The organism is Anabaena sphaerica FACHB-251 (assembly GCF_014696825.1).
GTDB lineage: Bacteria > Cyanobacteriota > Cyanobacteriia > Cyanobacteriales > Nostocaceae > RDYJ01.
The window spans coordinates 77,558-97,302 of record NZ_JACJQU010000004.1; the positions used below are offsets into that span (position 1 = coordinate 77,558).

Genomic DNA, 19,745 nt, shown 5'->3' on the forward strand with positions numbered 1-19,745 from the left:
AATTTTCCATCTAACAATTACACTGTAAAGACTTGTTTTGCTGTTAATTGCAAGTTGGGAAAGATTGAAGAAACAAGTGGATCGTTATTTTGAAATAATCGCTTTTCGTATTCATCTTCCACTAAAGTACAAATAGTAATAGTTGGCTGTTTAGGTTTGCCAATATATTCTCTTCCACCAATACCCAAATAATCTACAATCCAATATTCAGGTATACCTAATAGGGCGTAATCTTCAACTTTGCGGGCGTAGTCGTTTTGCCAATTTGTACTCACGACTTCTGCAATTAGTTTAATTGATTTTCCTGATGTAATTACAGGTTCTTGTTGCCATAATGGTTCATTAATTAGTTGTGTTTGGTCTAACACAATGACATCAGGACGAAAGGCTGTATCTGTTCCTAATAGTTTAATTAAACAGCGATGGGGAATAAAATATGATAAGTCCTGACGATCAATTTCTACATTCAGTTTTCGCCCAATAAATGATGATACTTGCTCATGGGGTCCTGTTGGTTCCATTTCGATTAATTCCCCATCAATGAGTTCATAATTATCGCTGTCACCGTACTGAGTAATAAATTCATTAACTGTGATCAGTTTTAGGGCTGATTGTACCATTATTATTTTTCCTCATGATTAGCTAAATCTTGGGAATTAACTAAAACCTCAGTTCCATGAACCTCTCCCCAACCCCTCTCCGACGCGGAGAGGGGCATTATAACCTCTATATTAGCAACATAAAATTTAGTTTTGAAGCCTCTCCCGTATTAAAAGTTACTCATCTTACCTCCCTTGTAGGGGAGGGTTAGGGAGGGGTGCGGGGAGAGGTTTGGAGAGGGGTCAAATTATTTTCATCGAACTCACGTTAACTAAACTGTTCAATTATTCCCCCACCCAATACCTTTTCCCCTTCATACCAAACCGCTGCTTGTCCTGGGGTAATGCTGAACTGAGGTTCATCAAAAACTAAGCGCACGCGGTCATTTTCTAACGGAATTACTGTCACGGGAACAGGTTGAGAACGATAACGAATTTGCACCTCTGCACGAATGGGGGTTGCTGGTTCAGCGATGGATACCCAATTTACCCGGTTTACTGTACATTCTGAATCAGTTCCTTTGGTGCGATGCCTGCGGCGAGCTTCGCTATCACCTACAATTACTTTATTATTAACTGCATCCAATTCAATCACATACAAAGGTTCAGCCGCAGCAATTCCTAAGCCTTTACGCTGGCCAATAGTGTAATGATGTACACCATCATGTTGTCCCAAAACCTTACCTGTGGTATCCACAATATCACCGGGTTTGGGAGCTAAATATTTATCTAAAAATGCCCGCATAGAACCGTTGCTTTCCACCAAGCATAAATCTTGGCTTTCTGGTTTATCAGCTGTTGTTAAACCGTATTCAGCCGCAATTCGGCGGGTATCTGTTTTATTTAATTCTCCCAAGGGAAAGATAGAAGAACCTAATAAATCTTGAGACAAATCATACAGGAAATATGACTGGTCTTTGTTGCGGTCAACAGCCCGTAATAATTGGTAACGTCCGGTGATGTCATCGTAGCGAATTTGGGCATAATGACCTGTAGCGATCGCATTACTTCCTAATTTTTCCCGCGCATACTCTACCATTGGTCCAAACTTCACCGTCTTGTTGCATTGCGAACAAGGTAACGGCGTAATTCCCACACTGTAACCCGATACTAAATAGTCAACAATATTAGCTTGAAAGACATCGCGAATATCAACAATTTCGTGAGGAATGCCTAATTGTTCGCAAATACTAGCCGCGTCGATCATTCCTTCAGAGCAACATTGCCCCTTGCCTTTCATCAGCCAAAGGGTTAAACCAATTACATCATAGCCCTGATTGTGTAACATAGCGGCGGCTACAGAACTGTCAACGCCACCAGAAAGACCAACGACAACTTTTTTCATAATTCACACTTTTAACAGTGCTTGCTACTGATGATTACTGGGAGATTGTTTTCCAACCTAAACAAAACGCGAGACTGTCCAATTGTAGCATAAGTTCCTGAAAAGCTTTGGTAGTAAGCAACTTTCAATTATGGGGTTTCAGCCATCTCGGTAATTTTCCCTTAGCTGGCTACAATGATGACTAGACGAAAATGTTTGCATCCCCTGTTTAAAAATATGCCTAGTTTCATCACACATCAAATTACCACCCTACCCATACTTTCCTCGCTTGTGGTTGGATATTTGGCGCTGACTTGCCAAGATAGTCTAGCACAGACCAGACTTCCACAGTTGCAACCGGCGGAAGCAGTGGAATTTAACCAAAATAACCAAAACTATCAACCTTCCCAAACTACACAAATTAGTCAATATGGTCAAGACTTTGAAAGATACGTTGTCTATGTTGATAGCGATAACTCCCAAATACTACAACGAGTGCGTCAAATTGAAAGCAGTGCTTATATCCGCCAGTTTAATGGACGTAATATCATCCAGTCAGGTGTTTTTAGCAAACCATATAATGCAGAACAGCGGGTGAGAGAATTAGAGTTAAATGGTATCAGTGGCGCAGGTATTCTTAACTTCTCTAACCAAGAGCAAACATCTTATTATTCTACGGGTAGAGATGATTTTCGCAATGTTAGTCCTAGTGTTCGCCGAGAACAGGCTAAATATTACTATGTTATCATTCCCAGCAGCAGTAAAAATTTACGCTTTCTTAGGCAAGAAATTCAGCAAAAAATAGATGGAAATACTAATGTTTTTATGAGAACTCAGCCACGAGGAGCGCATATAGCAGTAGGTGGTTTTAAAGAGCGTCAAGAAGCAGAACAATGGAATAATTATATCCGAAATTTAGGTTACCGTAACGCCAGGGTTTACTATGGAAAATAATTTAGGTGACAGGGAACAGAGGAATACAAATAAGAACAACTAACAACTGACTAATGACTAAAGAACAAATAATAGTTACATCTGCTCAAATGCGTGACATTGAAGGGCGAATATTTGCAGCGGGAATGCCTGTTGCAGCTTTGATGGAAAAAGTGGCGGGATTGATTAGCGATCGCTTACAGGTTATCATACCAAAAGGGCGATGTGTAGGAATTCTAGTCGGTCCCGGTCACAATGGTGGTGATGCTTTAGTTGTAGCCCGTGAATTGCATTTTCGTGGTTATCAAGTTTGGATTTATCAACCTTTTGCTAAACTCAAAGAATTAACTAATCAACATTTCCAATATGCTCAAAATTTAGGAATTTCTTGTTTTCAAGAACTTGATAAATTACCAAATTGTGATTTTTTGGTTGATGGGTTATTTGGTTTTGGTTTAGAAAGAGAAATCACCGATCCTATTGCTTCCGCAATTAATCATTTTAATGATTGGAACAAACCAATTTTTAGTATTGATTTACCTTCCGGTTTGCACACAGATACAGGAGAGGTTTTAGGTACTGCAATTCGAGCAACTCATACATTTTGTTTAGGTTTGTGGAAACAGGGGTTATTACAAGAACAAGCATTAGAATATATTGGACAAGCTAAATTAATTGATTTTGATATTCCCTTAGCTGATATTCATGCTGTTTTAGGTGAAGTTCCCAAAATCAAACGCATTACTAAAACCACAGTAATTCAAACTTTACCTTTACCCCGTCCCCCAGTTACACATAAATATAAAGCCGGACATTTACTATTAATTTGTGGTTCAGAACGTTATGCAGGAGGAGCAATTTTAACGGGTTTGGGTGCGCGTTCTTCCGGGGTAGGAATGTTATCAATTGCTGTACCTGAATCTATTAAACCTTTGTTGGTTTCCCATTTACCAGAAGCTTTAATTATTGGATGTCCTGAAACAGAAACCGGGGCAATTTCTCAGTTAAAATTACCAGAAAGAACGGATTTAAGTTCATTTACTGCCATTGCTTGTGGACCCGGTTTAACTAAAGATGCAACTCCAATAGTTGAACAGGTAATTAATAGCGAAGTTCCTTTAATTCTCGATGCTGATGCTTTAAATATATTGGCAGAATTAGGAACTATTTCCACTTTACAAAAACGGCAAAATACAACAATTCTCACACCCCACACAGGTGAATTTCATCGTTTATTTCCCGATATTGATTTTCAAGATAGAGTTAAAGCAGTACAAACAGCAGCATCTCAAACGGGGGCTGTAGTGTTGTTAAAAGGAGCAAGAACCGCCATATCTAATCCTCAAGGTGTCGTTTGGATCAATCCTGAAAGTACGCCAGCTTTAGCCCGTGGTGGTAGCGGCGATGTTTTAACTGGGTTAATGGGTGGAATTTTGGCGCAAGTTGTTAATAAACAAGTTAATATTGAAAATGTGGTAGCAACTGCGGCTTGGTGGCATTCTCAAGCAGGTATTTTAGCAGCAAAAGAAAGGACAGAATTAGGTGTTGATGCTTTTACTTTAACACAGTATTTGATGAGGATTTTGTGTGATATGTAGTTTTTTTTAAACATCCAAAAAAAACAGCCCTTAATCATTTATTATGTGATAAGATCCCCGACTTCTTTTGTTTATTATGTCCATAAATGATAAATTTATCTTAGAAGTCGGGGATCTGAGGATGATAAACATCAAAAAAACAGCCCGTTAATCATTTATTATGTAGAAGTAGTGAATAAATACAATACAATTTTCATTAATAATGCGACGGGATTCGATTTTTTATAAATTGTTCAAGCAATTTCCTGGTTTGTTGTTTGAATTAGTAGATGAACCACCACCAGAAGCCGATAGTTATCAATTTGAATCGGTAGAAGTTAAAGAAACAGCTTTCCGAATTGATGGGGTGTTTTTACCTCCAGCTAATGCGATTTCTCAAGTAGTGTTTTTTGCAGAGGTGCAGTTTCAGAAAGATGAAAATTTATATTTTCGCTTCTTTTCCGAATTATCGCTGTTTCTGCATCGCCATACTATTCGTTATGATGATTGGTATGGTGTGATAATTTTTGGTTCGCGTAGTTTAGAACCATCAAATTTAAAGATTCATCGGTCTTTATTAGCAGGTGATCAAATTCGTCGGGTATATTTAGATGAATTGGGGGATGTACAGCAGCAACCGTTGGGGTTAGGTTTGATGTTGCTGACAATTAAGGAAGATACTGAAGCAATAGAAACAGCAAAGTTTTTGTTAGCTGAGGCGCGAAAACAGTCGGAAGCAGCGATAATAGATTTAATCACGACGATTATTGTTTACAAGTTTACTAAACTAAGTCGAAAGGAGATTATAACCATGTTGGGATTAGATTTAGAAGAGCCAAGAGCAATACAGGAAGCGAAAGAAGAAGGTAAAGAAGAAGGTAAAGAAGAAGAAGCTTTATCCATTGCTCTGCGTTTGTTAAATCGGCGGTTGGGTAATATTCCTGATGAGTTATTATCACAGGTGCAGGGGTTATCTTTGGCACAGATTGAAGATTTATGTGATGTGCTTTTAGATTTTACCACTGTGGCAGATTTGGAAGGGTGGTTACAACAGCAATAAGTTACTCTTTTTATCCTATTTGATGTCTGAATATCGCCACACCCAAAAGGTGTGGTTTAGATCAATATTTGATGAAAGTGATCAAAAACTAGGAGGGACATAAATGATAAATCAATCTTTTGTCAATACTCAAACTCTCTATGATCAGGATTTTTATTTATGGACAAAAGCAATCGTTGAGCAGTTGAAAGAACATAGATTTAATGAAATAGATATACCTAATTTAATTGAAGAAATTGAAAGCATGGGTAGAAGTGAAAAACGGGAGTTAAAAAGCCGTTTAATTGTGTTATTGATGCACTTGCTAAAATGGCAATATCAACCTGAAAAACGCAGTGAAAGTTGGCGCAGTAGGATTACTGAACAACGTATTTTTATTGAAGCTTTATTAGAAGATAGTCCTAGTTTGCAACCTTTATTTACAGAAGTATTTGCAGATTGTTATGAAAAAGCTCGTTTGAAAGCATCTGAAGAAACAGGGATTAAGTTGAATTTATTTTCAAAAGAATCTCCTTTTACTTTAGATGAGACTTTGAATGATTATTTTTTAAATAATTATTAGAAAAACAAACTGAGAATCTAAATCAAACTAAATTACTACCTTAGATAGGACTGTCTAAGTCTTATCTAGTCAGGACTTACGCAAAACAGAACGGAAGTAGGGGTAATTCATGAATTACCCCTACGCAAGAATCAGGTTTTGAGTTCAATCTTGCGTAAGTCCTACTAGTAACAGTTCCAATATATAGGAGTTAATAATTATGCTTCCCATTGATAAATGTGTGGTTTGTAATGGTAACTTATTAGAAACTAAAGTTACAGAAATTATCAAAGGTGGTGGTAACACTGCAACCTTACAAGTTAATGCTTTAGTTTGTCAAAATTGTGGAGAACGTTTTTATCATGCAGATACAATCAGAAGATTTGAAAATATTAAACTGAAATTAGAAAGACAAGAAACTCAAGATTTAATTCCCGTTGGTCAATCTTTTGAAGTTGCATGATAAACAAGTTAACATGGAATCTTTAAAGATATAATATTGGTAAGCAACCAGAGGAGGTTAAAAAATATATGACAGCACCTCAACTAGCATTAACCACTAACACCAATCTTTACGACCAAGATTTTTACCTGTGGATAGAAACAACAGCTAAACAATTAAAAGCAGGGAATTTTGCAGAAATTGATTTAGAAAATCTGATTGAAGAAATCGAAAGCATGGGAAGAAGTGAAAAACACGCTCTAGAAAGTAACCTAGTTATTCTCTTAATGCACCTACTCAAATATAAATATCAGCCAGAAAAACTTACTAACAGTTGGAAATCAACTATTAGAGAACACCGACGGAGATTAACAAGAAGTTTTAAAGATAGCCCCAGCTTAAAAGCCTATTTTCAAGAAGTATTTATGGAATGTTATCAAGATGCGAGAAAACTAGCTAGTGATGAAACTGGTTTAGAGTTAGATATTTTTCCTGTGGAATCTCCTTTTAATACCGATGAATGTTTAAATCAAGACTTTTTACCTGATTAATTAAATTCCTAATTCTTATCCTCGTCATTTTCCTGTTAGGAACTCATCACACTTACACCATCTCTAATTAAATGACCATCTTCCATATAAACAATCCGGTCAGCAATATCTAAAATCCGATTATCATGGGTGACAAGTAAAATTGTACAACCATGTTCTTTTGCCAATTTCTGCATCAATTCTACCACATCCCGTCCCGATTGTTTATCAAGTGCGGCGGTGGGTTCATCTGCTAAGATAATTTTCGGATTACTAACTAATGCACGTGCAATAGCCACTCTTTGTTTTTGTCCCCCTGATAAATTATCTGGATAGTAATTTAGTCTTTCTCCTAATCCTACCTCTTCTAACATTTTTTGCGATCGCATCAGCATTTCTTGAGGTGAGATTTTCGGATGTACTTCTAAACCCATTCTCACATTTTGAATTGCTGTTAAACTCCCATGTAGGTTATGTGCTTGGAAAATATAACCGTGATTTCTTCTTGCTTGGGTCAGTTGTTTTGCACTAGCGTTACACAGTTCTTTACCTAATATTTGCAAACTTCCAGACTGAGCAGAACGTAACCCACCAACTAATGTCAATAAGGTGGTTTTACCTGAACCAGATGGACCAGTCATGATGACTATTTCACCTGCGTTAATGGTGATGTTGATGTTAAATAGAACTTGTTTTTTGAGTTGTCCATAACCGAAGTAATGGTCAAGGTTTTGGACATCAATTACTGGTTCGAGAGAGTTAAGAGTTTGCATAATCAATCGATATTTTGAAGTTAATGTAGGTTGGGTTGACGCAAGGAAACCCAACATTTTTATAGTTTGTATTTAACGGTGATGTTGGGTTACGCTGTCGCTTAACCCAACCTACAATTTATTTAAAACATATCTGCGGGATCGGCTGATTGTAGTTTACCAGTGGCTATTGTGCCGGAAATTGTACACATGATAATTGTCAGAATGAAAACAAATAAGGCTCTAGCTAATGTCATATATATGGGTAAATTTGTGGCGTTTCTCGCTAGTTGGTAAATTCCTAAAGGTACTATAAATCCAGGAATGAAACCTAATGCTGCTAAAATGATTGCTTCTTCAAAAATTACTCCTAATAAATATGAGTTATTATATCCCATTGCTTTAAATGTGGCGTATTCTTTAAGATGGGCGTTTACGTCTGTGGACAAAACTTGATAAACAATAATCACACCTACAATAAATCCCATTGATACACCTAATGTAAAAATAAAACCAATTGGGCTTTCTTTTTTCCAATAATCTTCTTCAAATTTTATATATTCTGCATGAGTTAAAACTTTCACATCTTCATTATTTTTAAGGTGCGCTTTTAATGCTGCTGCTACTTTTTCTACTTCATATCCTGGTTTGATATTAATTAAACCAAGATTGATACTTCCTGCTTGTCTTCTAGGAAAGATGCGTAAAAAGTTTTCATCACTAGAAATTATTGTTCCATCAGCACCAAAAGAAGCGCCTAATTTAAATAATCCACTAATATTAATTGTCCGTTTTTCTATTTCTGTGCTGACAGTTTTACCTGCATCTATTTGAGTAAAAACTTGATCATAATCTCCTCTTGCACCACGATCAAAAAGAAAGTTATCAGGTAATTTAATTGTATCTAATTGGGCGTTGATTTCTGGTATATTTAATGCCGGTTGTTCAGGATTAAATGCTATTGCTTGGACTGTGGTTTTGCGTTTGGTTTGCGGATTTTTCCAAGTCACTAAACCGATATACATGGCTTCGGCTGATTTCACACCTGGGACATCAGCCGCTTGAGATAATCTTCTGCGGGAAAAAGTAGACATATTTTGCATATTTCGGCTTTGCGGACTGATCAAAACGATGTCTGCAAGCACAGCACGGTTTAAGGTGGTGTTGCTGTCATACAAGGCATTTTGAAAGCCAAGCTGCATAAAAATTAACACATCTGCAAAAGCAATCCCGGATACAGCAACTAACAACCGACTTTTATGATGATTGAGTTGCAACCATCCCAGCGGTGTGCGTCTTTGCAGTTCTTGAATAAATCCTATCATAGTGAAATCACTGCCTTAACTTGCAAATTAGTAAATTTTGCTGCTTTATCGCTTGAACCTTTATCTAGCTGTACATAAACTTCTACAACTCTAGAATCAATATTTTCACTGGGATCGCTATTAATCACATTTTGCCGCTTGACTTGCCATGCTAACCAATCTACTGTTCCCTGTAATTCTCCTGGTAAGGAATTGCTAGATATTTTTACTTTTTGTTGGGGACGGATTTTACTAATATCACTTTGGTAAACTTCTACTACTGCATACATCTGGTTAGGTTGCCCAATTTCCACTATCCCGTCATTGGATACTATTTCACCTGCACGGGTGTGAATATCAAAGATTACGCCATTTTGTGGTGATTTTACGTAACTTTGATCTAAATTTGCTTTTGCCTGTTGGGCTGCGGCTATACTACGGTTAATTTCAGCTTTAGCTGCTGCTACATCTACAGGACGAACTTCAGCTATTTGGTTTAAGGTAGCTTGGGCTGAAGTGACTTGTTTACTACCAGTAGAGTTAATCCTGTTTAGAGCGGTTTTGGCTTCGCTAACTTGCTTCCTTCCCGTGCTATCAATACGGTTGAGGTTTGCTCTCGCTTCGCTCAATTGTTGGGTGATAGTATCAAAACTCAGCTTTTTACTATCAAATAATGACTGAGAAATTGCACCGTCCTGGTAAAGTTGCTGATATCGTTGCAATTCTACTTGAGCATTTTTGAGTTCGGCTTGCAGTTTATTAATTGTTGCCCGTTGTGCAGTTGTTTCACCTTGCCATTGTGCTTCTAATCTTGCTACTGCTTCTCTTTGTCCGGTAACATCTCCGAGCTTTTGGGCTTTTATTCTGTCAATTTCCGCTTTTTGCGCCTCTATTTCACCTACTTTCGCGCCCGCTTGCACTTTTTCTAAGTTTACCTGAGCAATTTTCACTGCTGCTTGTGCTTCTTGGTAAGCTGCTTGGAGTCGGGGACGGTTATCTAAAATGGCTATAACTTGTCCAGCTTTAACTTTATCCCCTTCTTTGACCAAAAGCTGCTCTACTCGGCTACCTTGACTAGATGTAGGTGCAGAAAGTTTAATGACTTTACCTTTGGGTTCGAGTCTCCCTAATGCCGTCACCGTCTTAATTTGCGGTATGCTAACTTGGGAGGCTTGGGTTATTTTGGCAGTTTTAGATTGCTCTTGTAGAATTCTATACCCTTGTAAGCCTCCAACGCCGACAATTATCGCTGTCCCCAGCATAATTATGGGTCGGGAGTTAGGTTTAAATGCTAGATCACGCATCATAGAGTTTCCCTCTCAGATTGAAGATGCTAACTAAACTAATCAGTTTAGTGATAAGACTAAACTAAACCGTCCATTACAATAAGTCAAGAGCGATCGCTAAAATAATTCATTTGGGTTGCTTATATGCCAAAAAAGAGTAAAAAAATAGAGACAGAGCGATTAGCAGATAAAGTTGATGCTATTCTGGCTGGTGCTATGCAGGAATTTTTAGCACATGGTTACGCTGCGGCGACAATGGATAGAGTGACAGCAGCCGCAGGGGTATCGAAAACAACGGTATACAACTATTTTCAAGATAAGGAAGGATTATTTACTGCGCTGATTGAACGATTAGCACAGAAAAAATATTTGGCAGTTTTTAACCCTGAAGATTCCCAATTTCTGGAAGGTGAACCGGAGGTTGTTCTGCGTCGCTTGGCAAAAAGTATTTTAGATAATACTAATTGTTCACAGGAATTACTGGGTCTTGTCAGGCTGATTATTGCCGAATCTGGACGGTTTCCCTCACTAGCGCAGGTCTTCGTCCGCAATGTAGATAAACCTGCTTTGGAAGTGATCGCCCAATATTTTACAGCCCATCCAGAACTACAATTACCTGATCCAGAGGTAGCTGCACGGATTTTTAAGGGTACATTAATCCATTTCACAATTATTCAGAATATGCTCCATAGTCAAGAGATTTTACCAATGGAGAGCGATCGCTTGATTGATAATCTGGTTAATTTAATGACTAGTAACAAAATAGATATACATGGTGGGCAGTATTCTGGAACAAGGCATAAATCACCCAGACGCAAGCGCACATCTGGGGGTAAATTTCAAGCTGATTATGGTTCTGAGTCTAAAAAGCTGCGCTCTATCCGGCTTACAGATACTGCTTGGGCAAAGTTAGATGAATTAGCACAGAAAAATAATTTAACTCGCAGTGAGATGATTGAAGTATTTGCGCGTCAAGGGTTGGGAGATTGAAAATCGTATATACATGGTGATTAGGCAAATCAACCACATTTGATTGAGTGCAAAGACGCAAATTTGCTCAAATTGTTGTTAATATTAAAAAGGAGAAAATTGTCAAATATAGCAATTACCATTCAAGTGAGGTACAAGCAGTAATAATTAAACACAGATGGACGCAGATAGACGCAGATGATTTTGTACTTCACCAGACTAGGAAACGCTATAGATAAATTAAATTATTAGATTTTAGAGGTTAAATAATTAATTATATGACAGCACCTCAATCAACCTTAACTACTAACTCTAATCTGTACGAACAAGATTTTTACCTGTGGATAGAAACAACTGCTAAACAATTAAAAGCAGGGAAATTTGCAGAGGTTGATTTAGAAAATCTGATAGAAGAAATTGAAAGCATGGGAAGAAGTGAAAAAAGAGCATTAGAAAGTAATTTAGTAGTGCTTTTAATGCACCTCCTCAAATATAAATATCAGCCAGAAAAACGCTCTAAAAGCTGGCTTTCAACTATCTTTGAACATCGCCGAAGATTAAATAAACATTTCCAAGATAGTCCTAAGTAAGTGGGCGTTAAAAAATATAATATAAACCTAACCCCCCAGCCCCCTTCCCTACTAGGGAAGGGGGAGTCAAAGCCTCTCCCCTGGTAGGGGAGAGGTTTGGAGAGAGGTTTTATATTTAATTGTGCCAAGTTACTTAGTTTAAAAAAATATTTTTTAGAAACATTTGCAGAATGTTATCAAGATGCACGTCAACAAGCATCTATAGAAACTGGTTTGAAGTTAGATATTTTTACCTTAGAATCTCCTTTTAATGAAGATGAATGTTTAAATCAAGACTTTTTACCTGATTAATTAAGATCTTTATTCTTATCCCCCCTGTTAATGTGAGTTGGGGGGATATAAAATCAAACTAGGGTGGATCTAAATTAACCCCCAAATTTCCCTTAAATTCTCTGTTCAGTTTGCCAATAACGTACTTTCCCACTACAGCTTCAGAACATTTATCATGCCACCAATTTAAAGATTTATTGTGCATTTCTGCCATGAGTTCCTTATTTTCCAGCAGGTTTTTCAATATCCCTGGTAACTCTTGCCAATCATTGATTTTAATCACTGGCGCACCATCTAAATACCATCGTGAAGGTAAAGCCTCTGTGACGAGGACGCAACCATATTTCATACCTTCAAATAAACGAGTTGTTTCAAAAGATGTGCCTCTAGGAACAACACATATTTTTGTGTCCATCATGATTTCACAATAACTGCGCTCATCTTCACTAGTTCTATTGTGATAACCACCAGTAATTGATAATTCAACTTTAAATTGAGGATGTTTTTGCTGGAACTTATTTAAAGTCGATATCATTAGTTTTCGAGACAAAGCTTTGGGAGTCCCTAACCAGGATTTCAAAGACCATACAGGATATTCTCTATGAATCACACTACCTGAAAAATAAGTATCATAGAGACGAGATTCGATATTTTTGATGGGCAAATTCTTGGAGTTATGATACCCCAAAGGAATATCATAAATGGGAGTAATTTGACCTTTACCTAATGCCAAATTTTTGAATTTATGCCAATGATAATTCACCCAACCTGGTACACCAACAACTAAGATTCTTAAAAACTGAATTAGTGTCAGCAAGTTTAACAACGAAGGATGAAGGAGAGGATTACATCCAAGTATTGAGCGTGTGCCTACACACTTAAATACAGCCCTGACCTTGTGAGCATATTTGGGTATCCGATACCATTCATCTCCGAGTACAAAAACTACAACATTTTGCCCATAAGATGGCAATTCATCAATTTCATTCCAGGTGACATAAAAGACTAAACCACTGATAACCGAACTTTTCTCTATAGCCTGAAATACTTTAGCGAAATAAGTGGTTAAACTGAATTCAAACGGTGGTTTAGTGTCGTATATATCCCAAGCAATTGGTTTTTTATCTTTGCGGATGTAGAGATAATACTGATTAGCAAGAGCGGTAATTACAGTCATCTAAGTTTGGTAAGATGTGTCAGAATTGCTGCGAAAATTTGAAATCACAAACACTAAGTCAGGACTTACGCAAAACAGAACGGAAGTAGGGGTAATTCATGTAGCTTGCTTGCCCGTTGCGGTATTACCCCTACGCAAGAATCAGGTTTTGAGTTCAATCTTGCGTAAGTCCTATAAGTAATAGATCCCTGAGTTATCAAATAAGTCGGGGATCTGGGTGTTACGTTTTCAGTTCATTCTACGCGGTATTTCCTAAAATCGCCTTATCTCAATTTTGCTCTTTTGTATTGCATAAACAGGAAATTTATACCAATTGATAATTGATAATTAATAATTCATAATTATAAAAAGTGAGATTGTATCTGGGTTTCCAGGTTCTCATCTGTTGCGGAATTTTCGATGATTAGTATTATTGGGTAACAAACTAGTGCAGTATGACAATAATAAATATCCAGTGAAAAAAGTTTAAAAAGTTGATAAAGTTTGTTTTCTTATCTTCTGCCTTTTTGCACTAGATACCATGACTTTTACCAACTACCCAATGACGACGGAAAAAGCGAGATAACGCAGACTCTTCTAAAGATAAATAAATTGGTCTACCATGTGGACAGGTGAGAGGGTTGCGCGTGCGTTGCCAATCATCTAGTAATTGCTGCATTTCTGTTAAACTCATAGGTGTACCGTTGCGAATAGCAGTGCGACAAGCAACAGCAACCTGAGCGGTTTGTAAGTCTCCTCCCCAACTCAATTCTAAAAGTGCTTCGGCGCTGTCTTCCCGTGTTTTTAACATTGCAGGAATGGTACGCACAGCCCAAAGTTGTTCCCCAAAAGGTTCAATATCTAAATTAATACGTTCTAATTGGGCTACTTGGGTGGGGGATAATTGATAAAGAATTATGGGAGTTTCCACGGGGACAATTTGCCAATGATCGCATATTTGTTCATACAAAACTCGTTCATGGGCGATGTGTTGTTCTACTAACCACATTCCCCCAGAATGTTCGGCAATAATATAAGTATTGCTGACTTGGGCAACCGCTTTTAAGTAATTATGGGTGTTCGTATCTACATTTTTAGAGTTAAAATTATAACTTCCTTTTTTTTCTGAAACTTTGAGCAAGTTACTAACTCGCGTAGTGTGAACAGATTCTTTGAGATTAGCTTCAGAAATGCGGAGTGCTTGGTTAATAGCTTCGGTAATTTGTTCTTGCCAAGAATTTATTTCATTCAGATAAATTTCTGTTTTGGCAGGGTTACGATTCCAGTTGATTTGGTCTGGAGAAATGGCAAGATGTAAGAAACAAACAGGATAGCGATCGCGGGGTAATGTTTTATGAAATGATGATAAAATCGTTTGTTCTAACTCTGGTGATTTAATCATTCTGCCATTAATCGCTACCTTCACCCAATCAGGACGATGACGGTGACATCTATCTGGTAAACCAATTACTAATGTGATTGTAGATTGAGGATTGGGTATTTCTAACTTGATTTCTTTTAAATCACCTTGTTTGACTTGGGGGAGAATTTGCGGGATTAATTTCCCTACACTCGACGCAGGACAAATAGTGAACCATTCTCGGTCATTTTGCCAAACTTGATAAGTAACATGAGGATGACACAAAGCAATTTGTTGTATTATCCCTTGTACAGTTTTCATTTGCTGTGTAGCGTTAGGTAAACCTTGACGACGTGCAGGATAATTAGCAAATAAATTATCAACTGTAACCACAGTACCAGGTGCGATCGCAGTTACTTCCGTTTCTAAAACTTCCCCATTATCCCCATAAACAACCCGCCATCCTTCATTTATACCCACAGCACGGCTGAAAATTTCCAAATCTGCTAAAGTTGTTAAACTATGCAAGGCTTCACCACGAAATCCTAAACTCTTAATTTTCCACAAATCAGCAGAAGAGTGAATTTTACTAGTAGTATGCGCCGTTGCTGCTTGTTGCAAATCATCGAAATTCATTCCCCAACCATTATCAGCTACACGCACTCGCCACTGCTGCGGCCATAGAGAAACTACAATGCGCGTTGCACCAGCATCCAGGGAATTTTCCACCAATTCCCGTACCACAGAACCAAAACAGTCAATTACTTCTCCAGCCGTAATTAAATATACGACTTCTGTGGGTAAAGGTTGAATAGTAGATGCCATCATGAATAATTAAAAATTACAAATTAAGTAAGTGGGCGTTAAAAATTGTCGTTATGACAAGGGAACAGGGAACAGGGAACAGGGAACGGGGAAGAGGGTTTTGGTGAATTTACTTTTTGTTACATACTTCGGTTTTTTCCCGCCGACTTACTTAATTAAAAATTAAAAATTGTCTGTATGTGCAGAGAATTAGCTTACAATATTTTGACTCATAAATCCCAACCTTTAATGTTCTGAATTTTTTGGTTAATATCTCTAAAGAATTTGAGATTTATTCTAAAGAAAACCGAATTATAGAGTTATTTTTGATAAATTGCTGGTGAGGTTGTAAGCGGAACCAGCTGATGAGTAATTTAGTTGCTGATGTTAATGATTTGAAATCGCGTCTCGAATGGGGTCAACCCGCTTTTACAATTATTGATGTACGCGATCGCCATACCTACAATCATGGTCATATTACTGGGGCAATATCAATCCCCTTAGATGACTTGGCTGACCGTGCTAAATCTAGTTTACATAAAGAACGCCACATCTACATTTATGGTGAACATGATACCCAAGCAGCCTATGCAGCCCAAATCTTACGATCTGCTGGCTTTAATGATGTATTTGCCATTCAAGGTGGTATCACCGCTTGGAAAACCGTTGGTGGCGCTACAGAAGGTGTGTAAACTTAACCCAGAGATATCAATTTGACCGAACAATTCGTAATTCGTAATTAAAACTATCAGCCTCTAACTTCAGTTATAGAAGAGCAAAAAGGCTGATTATCTTTACGAATTACGAATTAAAAATTATACTAACTGCTGCTATAGCAGCAGTCAGGAGTGAGGAGTAAAAGTCCTTTCCTGTATGGCTTTCACCCTAAATTTTGTATCTCATTCAAGCACGTACCCCTCTAATAAATTTACCCTAGCAGGAGCGTAGCCATTAGCTACTGACAGAGCCTGCTAAGTAGGTGGGAAGAGAACAACCGTAGACGCACAGCGCCTTCTCGAAGAGTAGTATGTCAAGAAAAGTAAAATTTCCCAAAACTTCTTCCCTGTTAAGAGTTCCCTTCTCATAACGACAATTTTTAACGCCAACCTACTTATGAGGATAAACTGACATCAAATCAACACATCTGCAAATTGTTAACATACTGCCGCGAGTTAACCAAACTAGTAACAGCAGAAACTAATTCATCTAAATTAATTGGCTTGCATAAATGCTTCTGAAAACCTGCTTTTAATGTATATTCTTGGTCTTCTGCTGAAGCCCATCCAGTCATAGCAATAGCTGGAACCCACTTATCTTTTAATGCCTCCAAATTTCTGACTTTTGGTAGCAATGAACAGCCATCTTCATCTGGTAGAGATATGTCACTGATTAAGATGTCAGGTCTAAAATTAGATATTATTTCTATCGCTTCATGCGCGGAAGCAACAGATATAATTTCTGCACCTTCCAATTCAAATAATAAAGTCAGTATTTGTCTGGTGTCACTGTCATCATCGACAATGAGCAATCGTAAGTTATCAAGATGGATAGATTGGCTACACATGAATTTACCTGCTTTTATTTTTAACAGTTCGATTAATAAGAATAAAGGAATTAAAAAGCATAACTCCCTTTAATCTTCGTTTATTTTATGCAAAACAAATGTTAGTTGTCTGTCCGGTTTCGTACATAGAAGCTGAAAATATTCAATCGGAATAATGTTGAAGTGAATTGTTTAGTAAGCGTGCATATTCATTTCTGATTACTTTATAACACTCACAGGAACTCTCTTCTAAAGCTTCTCGATTGAGGATATTAATATTACCGCGACGGTAATTAATCAATCCGGCTTTACTGAGGGTATACGCTGCCACTGTCACACCAGACCGACGTACACCCAACATATGAGAAATAAATTCTTGAGTAAGAGGGAATTCGTCTGCATTTAGACGGTCAGAAACTGTCAACAACCACCGAGAAAGTCGCTCTTCTAAAGTATGTAGTCGGTTACAAGCTGCGCTTTGTGCAACTTCAAGGTAGACAGTTTTTACATAGCGTAACAGCAAATCCTGAATCGCTCCTCCACTCTTAAATTCGGTTCTAATTATATCTGCATCGATTCGCAATGAATTATCTGGAATTTGGACAATTGCGTTGAGAGTTGTGATGTTATCTCCCAAAATTACAGGTATACCCACCATACCTTCACTACTCACCAAACCAACTTCTACTGATGAGCCATTTTCCATAACGCAGAGTAAAGAAATAACTGCCTTTTCAGGAAAATAGATGTATTTGATTGATTCTTCTGCTTCGTAAATACTTTGCCCGCTTGAGAGTGAAACAAGTTCTAAATGTGGAGCAATACGCTTAAAAACAGAGTTAGGCAAAGCAGCAATAAGCTTGTTATTTGAATGTAGTAAATTATTATCTAATAACATTAGGATTCTCCTGAATTTAGCTGTCTTTAGAAAAAGCAACCCAAGGCATAAAGAGAGAAAATCCGTATTTAGCCCTAATGTCAAAAGATGTATTCTCTAAAGTGATCTTTTTAACGGAAATCTTTGACACCAATATATTACATAACTCTATTATAGATAATCTAACTAACAACTTTACAATTAGCCAAAAGATAGTTGTAATTAAATAAAAATCTAGCTTTAATATCCAAAAAATTTATTTTCATCGAGTCATTGTAATTAGAGATTCATTTCCATCAGGAATTATGTCTTTTTTAATTTGAAATTCCTGCTTTTGAGGCCAGCCATAAGCACTTTTACTTTTCCGAATTAATCAGGTTTGGGATATGAAAATAATAACATTAGTCACAATTCTACTTATCACTGGTAAAACACCCAAAAACAGTGGATATACTCGCAAAAAAAAACCCCCGCATTCAAGTAGGGGATAATTAAAAGCTGTAACATTCAAATTCAGTCTTTCATAGCCAAAACCTTAGCTAGTTCAGGTTTCAACAACCCACTTAATAAAGAAGCAGGATGTTGTTCATGTGGCCACGCAAAAGCATGGCGAAAAGCTGCATCCTGACAAGCTTGTAACTGTTGGAAACTAATAATGTCGTAAGTCAAGAGATTTTCATACTCAAAGGGTAAGCGGACATTATGTAAACCTGCATTATCAGTACAGATGGCAATATCAACCCCAGCGGCAAAACAGCGGTCAAAAACTAACTTTAGTTGCCGAATATCCTGTAAAGTTCCTGTTTTTAAGTAAGTTGTGGGACAAACTTCTAAACATTGCCCTCTTTCCGCTAAATCTGGCAATAATTCTGGATAAAGTAAAGGAATTTGGATACCGTGACCGATTCGCATTAAATAAGGTAAAAGTTCTGTATAGCAACCATCGGTAGTTTCGTAAAGATGTCCGGTAGTGTTCAAACCTTGAGAACGGGCATAGTTATATAAACTAATCCATTCTTCCATACGTTCAGCATAATAGCGATCGCCCCCTGCCACATCTATCGCACAGACATATTCTCTATTTTGCGCGGCTAAATCCACAATTGCCTTATTCACTTCATAAGGTAAACGGGAGTGCATACAGAGAATTTGGCTAGTAACAATGGGATATTCTGGTAAATGGCTAGATTTTCCGACAATCTCCACAATTTGCGTCATCTTATCAATTCTTTCGTTTTGACTCAGATGTTCAGGAGTTCGCAAATAGGGAGTATACCGCAGTTCTAAATAAGCCAAGTTTTCAAAGATATACGCACCACGCAACAACCGATAAATAAAGTAAGGTAATGTTTCCACTGTTTGCACACTTTCAACTAAAGTATGCAGTTCTAGATACTCATCTAAAGTATTGCGGGGACGGGTGTAAAAGTCTTCAAATTCTGAATATTCAGCAAAACGAGAAATTAAATCTGTAGCATGGCGCTCAAAATACCGCCACAACACACGGGGGACGACGGAACCCCCCAGGTGTCTATGTAACTCAGCGTATAAGGCCATAATGGTAATTTTTATCTAAAAATTTCATCAATTGTAACAAAATTTATAAATAAAACAATCTATATCCTCAGAAAGATTCTTGGCTTTGTACATAAGCGCAAAAGTATCTGGTAGCGTGGCGCAAGCCATATCAGGATTTAAGGATTTACACGATTAACTACATTCCATCTGTCACAATCATTTTAATGAAAGTTGAGTTCTCCTTTTTAATTTCTTAGATTTGTGTCTACTTTCTTCTTCCAAATGAACGATGGCTTTATTCTTCCCTTTT

Annotated in this window: 18 protein-coding genes and 1 pseudogene; 9 read left to right on the forward strand and 10 right to left on the reverse strand. The window is 37.5% G+C overall.

Features of this window, described 5'->3' with window-relative positions; genetic code table 11:
• Positions 1 to 17 precede the first annotated feature (17 nt).
• Together H6G06_RS09240 and mnmA are read right to left on the reverse strand one after the other, a co-directional pair.
• Positions 18 to 620, reverse strand: a complete 603-nt coding sequence (locus H6G06_RS09240) for a Uma2 family endonuclease (RefSeq protein ID WP_190559314.1) — start codon at positions 618 to 620, stop codon at positions 18 to 20.
• Positions 621 to 867: 247 nt separating this feature from the next.
• Positions 868 to 1,944, reverse strand: coding sequence for a tRNA 2-thiouridine(34) synthase MnmA (mnmA, locus tag H6G06_RS09245; RefSeq protein WP_190559316.1), 1,077 nt, complete (start codon positions 1,942 to 1,944; stop codon positions 868 to 870).
• 216 nt (positions 1,945 to 2,160) lie between these two features.
• On the opposite strand from mnmA, the gene H6G06_RS09250 reads away from it, so the two are divergent.
• From H6G06_RS09250 to H6G06_RS09275, 6 genes are all read left to right on the forward strand, one after another.
• Complete coding sequence (locus H6G06_RS09250) at positions 2,161 to 2,877, forward strand: hypothetical protein (protein ID WP_190559318.1); 717 nt, start codon at positions 2,161 to 2,163, stop codon at positions 2,875 to 2,877.
• A gap of 53 nt (positions 2,878 to 2,930) precedes the next feature.
• Positions 2,931 to 4,454, forward strand: a complete 1,524-nt coding sequence (locus H6G06_RS09255) for an NAD(P)H-hydrate dehydratase (protein ID WP_190559320.1) — start codon at positions 2,931 to 2,933, stop codon at positions 4,452 to 4,454.
• 202 nt (positions 4,455 to 4,656) lie between these two features.
• A complete protein-coding gene (locus H6G06_RS09260; protein ID WP_190559322.1) occupies positions 4,657 to 5,493 on the forward strand; it encodes an Rpn family recombination-promoting nuclease/putative transposase in 837 nt (278 codons plus the stop codon).
• Positions 5,494 to 5,596: 103 nt separating this feature from the next.
• Positions 5,597 to 6,055: a DUF29 domain-containing protein gene (locus tag H6G06_RS09265; RefSeq protein ID WP_190559324.1), complete on the forward strand. Its 459-nt coding sequence runs from the start codon at positions 5,597 to 5,599 to the stop codon at positions 6,053 to 6,055.
• Positions 6,056 to 6,254: 199 nt separating this feature from the next.
• Positions 6,255 to 6,497, forward strand: a complete 243-nt coding sequence (locus H6G06_RS09270; protein WP_190559326.1) for a YgiT-type zinc finger protein — start codon at positions 6,255 to 6,257, stop codon at positions 6,495 to 6,497.
• Positions 6,498 to 6,565: 68 nt separating this feature from the next.
• Positions 6,566 to 7,027 carry a DUF29 domain-containing protein gene (locus H6G06_RS09275; RefSeq protein ID WP_190559328.1) on the forward strand — a complete coding sequence of 154 codons (462 nt, stop codon included), beginning with the start codon at positions 6,566 to 6,568 and terminating at the stop codon, positions 7,025 to 7,027.
• A 35-nt stretch (positions 7,028 to 7,062) separates the two neighbouring features.
• Here the strand turns inward: H6G06_RS09275 and H6G06_RS09280 are convergent, their stop codons facing one another.
• The 3 genes from H6G06_RS09280 to H6G06_RS09290 form a co-directional block, all read right to left on the reverse strand.
• Positions 7,063 to 7,779 (reverse strand): DevA family ABC transporter ATP-binding protein, encoded by a 717-nt coding sequence (locus H6G06_RS09280; RefSeq protein ID WP_190559330.1) that lies wholly within the window; start codon positions 7,777 to 7,779, stop codon positions 7,063 to 7,065.
• Positions 7,780 to 7,901: 122 nt separating this feature from the next.
• Positions 7,902 to 9,083 (reverse strand): ABC transporter permease DevC, encoded by a 1,182-nt coding sequence (devC, locus tag H6G06_RS09285; protein WP_190559332.1) that lies wholly within the window; start codon positions 9,081 to 9,083, stop codon positions 7,902 to 7,904.
• Positions 9,080 to 10,369 carry an ABC exporter membrane fusion protein gene (locus H6G06_RS09290; RefSeq protein ID WP_190559334.1) on the reverse strand — a complete coding sequence of 430 codons (1,290 nt, stop codon included), beginning with the start codon at positions 10,367 to 10,369 and terminating at the stop codon, positions 9,080 to 9,082. Before H6G06_RS09290 ends, devC begins: the two co-directional genes overlap by 4 nt.
• Positions 10,370 to 10,492: 123 nt before the next feature.
• Between H6G06_RS09290 and H6G06_RS09295 the strand changes: the two genes are divergently transcribed.
• Together H6G06_RS09295 and H6G06_RS27320 are read left to right on the forward strand one after the other, a co-directional pair.
• Entirely contained in the window at positions 10,493 to 11,338 is an 846-nt protein-coding gene (locus H6G06_RS09295) for a TetR/AcrR family transcriptional regulator (RefSeq protein ID WP_190559336.1), read from the forward strand.
• A gap of 257 nt (positions 11,339 to 11,595) precedes the next feature.
• Positions 11,596 to 12,198 (forward strand): annotated as a pseudogene (locus H6G06_RS27320) (DUF29 domain-containing protein).
• A gap of 58 nt (positions 12,199 to 12,256) precedes the next feature.
• Here H6G06_RS27320 and H6G06_RS09310 read toward each other — a convergent pair.
• Together H6G06_RS09310 and mutL are read right to left on the reverse strand one after the other, a co-directional pair.
• On the reverse strand, positions 12,257 to 13,354 hold the full coding sequence (locus tag H6G06_RS09310) for a glycosyltransferase family 1 protein (RefSeq protein WP_190559340.1): 1,098 nt from the start codon (positions 13,352 to 13,354) through the stop codon (positions 12,257 to 12,259).
• 511 nt (positions 13,355 to 13,865) lie between these two features.
• Positions 13,866 to 15,518, reverse strand: a complete 1,653-nt coding sequence (gene mutL, locus H6G06_RS09315; RefSeq protein WP_190559824.1) for a DNA mismatch repair endonuclease MutL — start codon at positions 15,516 to 15,518, stop codon at positions 13,866 to 13,868.
• A gap of 344 nt (positions 15,519 to 15,862) precedes the next feature.
• Here mutL and H6G06_RS09320 point away from each other — a divergent pair, with 344 nt between their 5' ends.
• The gene (locus tag H6G06_RS09320) at positions 15,863 to 16,189 is read left to right on the forward strand and encodes a rhodanese-like domain-containing protein (RefSeq protein WP_190559342.1); all 327 of its coding nucleotides are present in this window, start codon (positions 15,863 to 15,865) and stop codon (positions 16,187 to 16,189) included.
• Positions 16,190 to 16,632: 443 nt separating this feature from the next.
• Here the strand turns inward: H6G06_RS09320 and H6G06_RS09325 are convergent, their stop codons facing one another.
• The 3 genes from H6G06_RS09325 to H6G06_RS09335 all read right to left on the reverse strand — a co-directional run bounded on the left by H6G06_RS09325 (position 16,633) and on the right by H6G06_RS09335 (position 19,474).
• On the reverse strand, positions 16,633 to 17,061 hold the full coding sequence (locus tag H6G06_RS09325; protein WP_190559344.1) for a response regulator: 429 nt from the start codon (positions 17,059 to 17,061) through the stop codon (positions 16,633 to 16,635).
• A 142-nt stretch (positions 17,062 to 17,203) separates the two neighbouring features.
• Positions 17,204 to 17,938: a Crp/Fnr family transcriptional regulator gene (locus H6G06_RS09330; RefSeq protein ID WP_190559346.1), complete on the reverse strand. Its 735-nt coding sequence runs from the start codon at positions 17,936 to 17,938 to the stop codon at positions 17,204 to 17,206.
• Between the two features lie 492 nt (positions 17,939 to 18,430).
• Positions 18,431 to 19,474: an adenosine deaminase gene (locus H6G06_RS09335; protein ID WP_190559347.1), complete on the reverse strand. Its 1,044-nt coding sequence runs from the start codon at positions 19,472 to 19,474 to the stop codon at positions 18,431 to 18,433.
• Positions 19,475 to 19,745 lie beyond the last annotated feature (271 nt).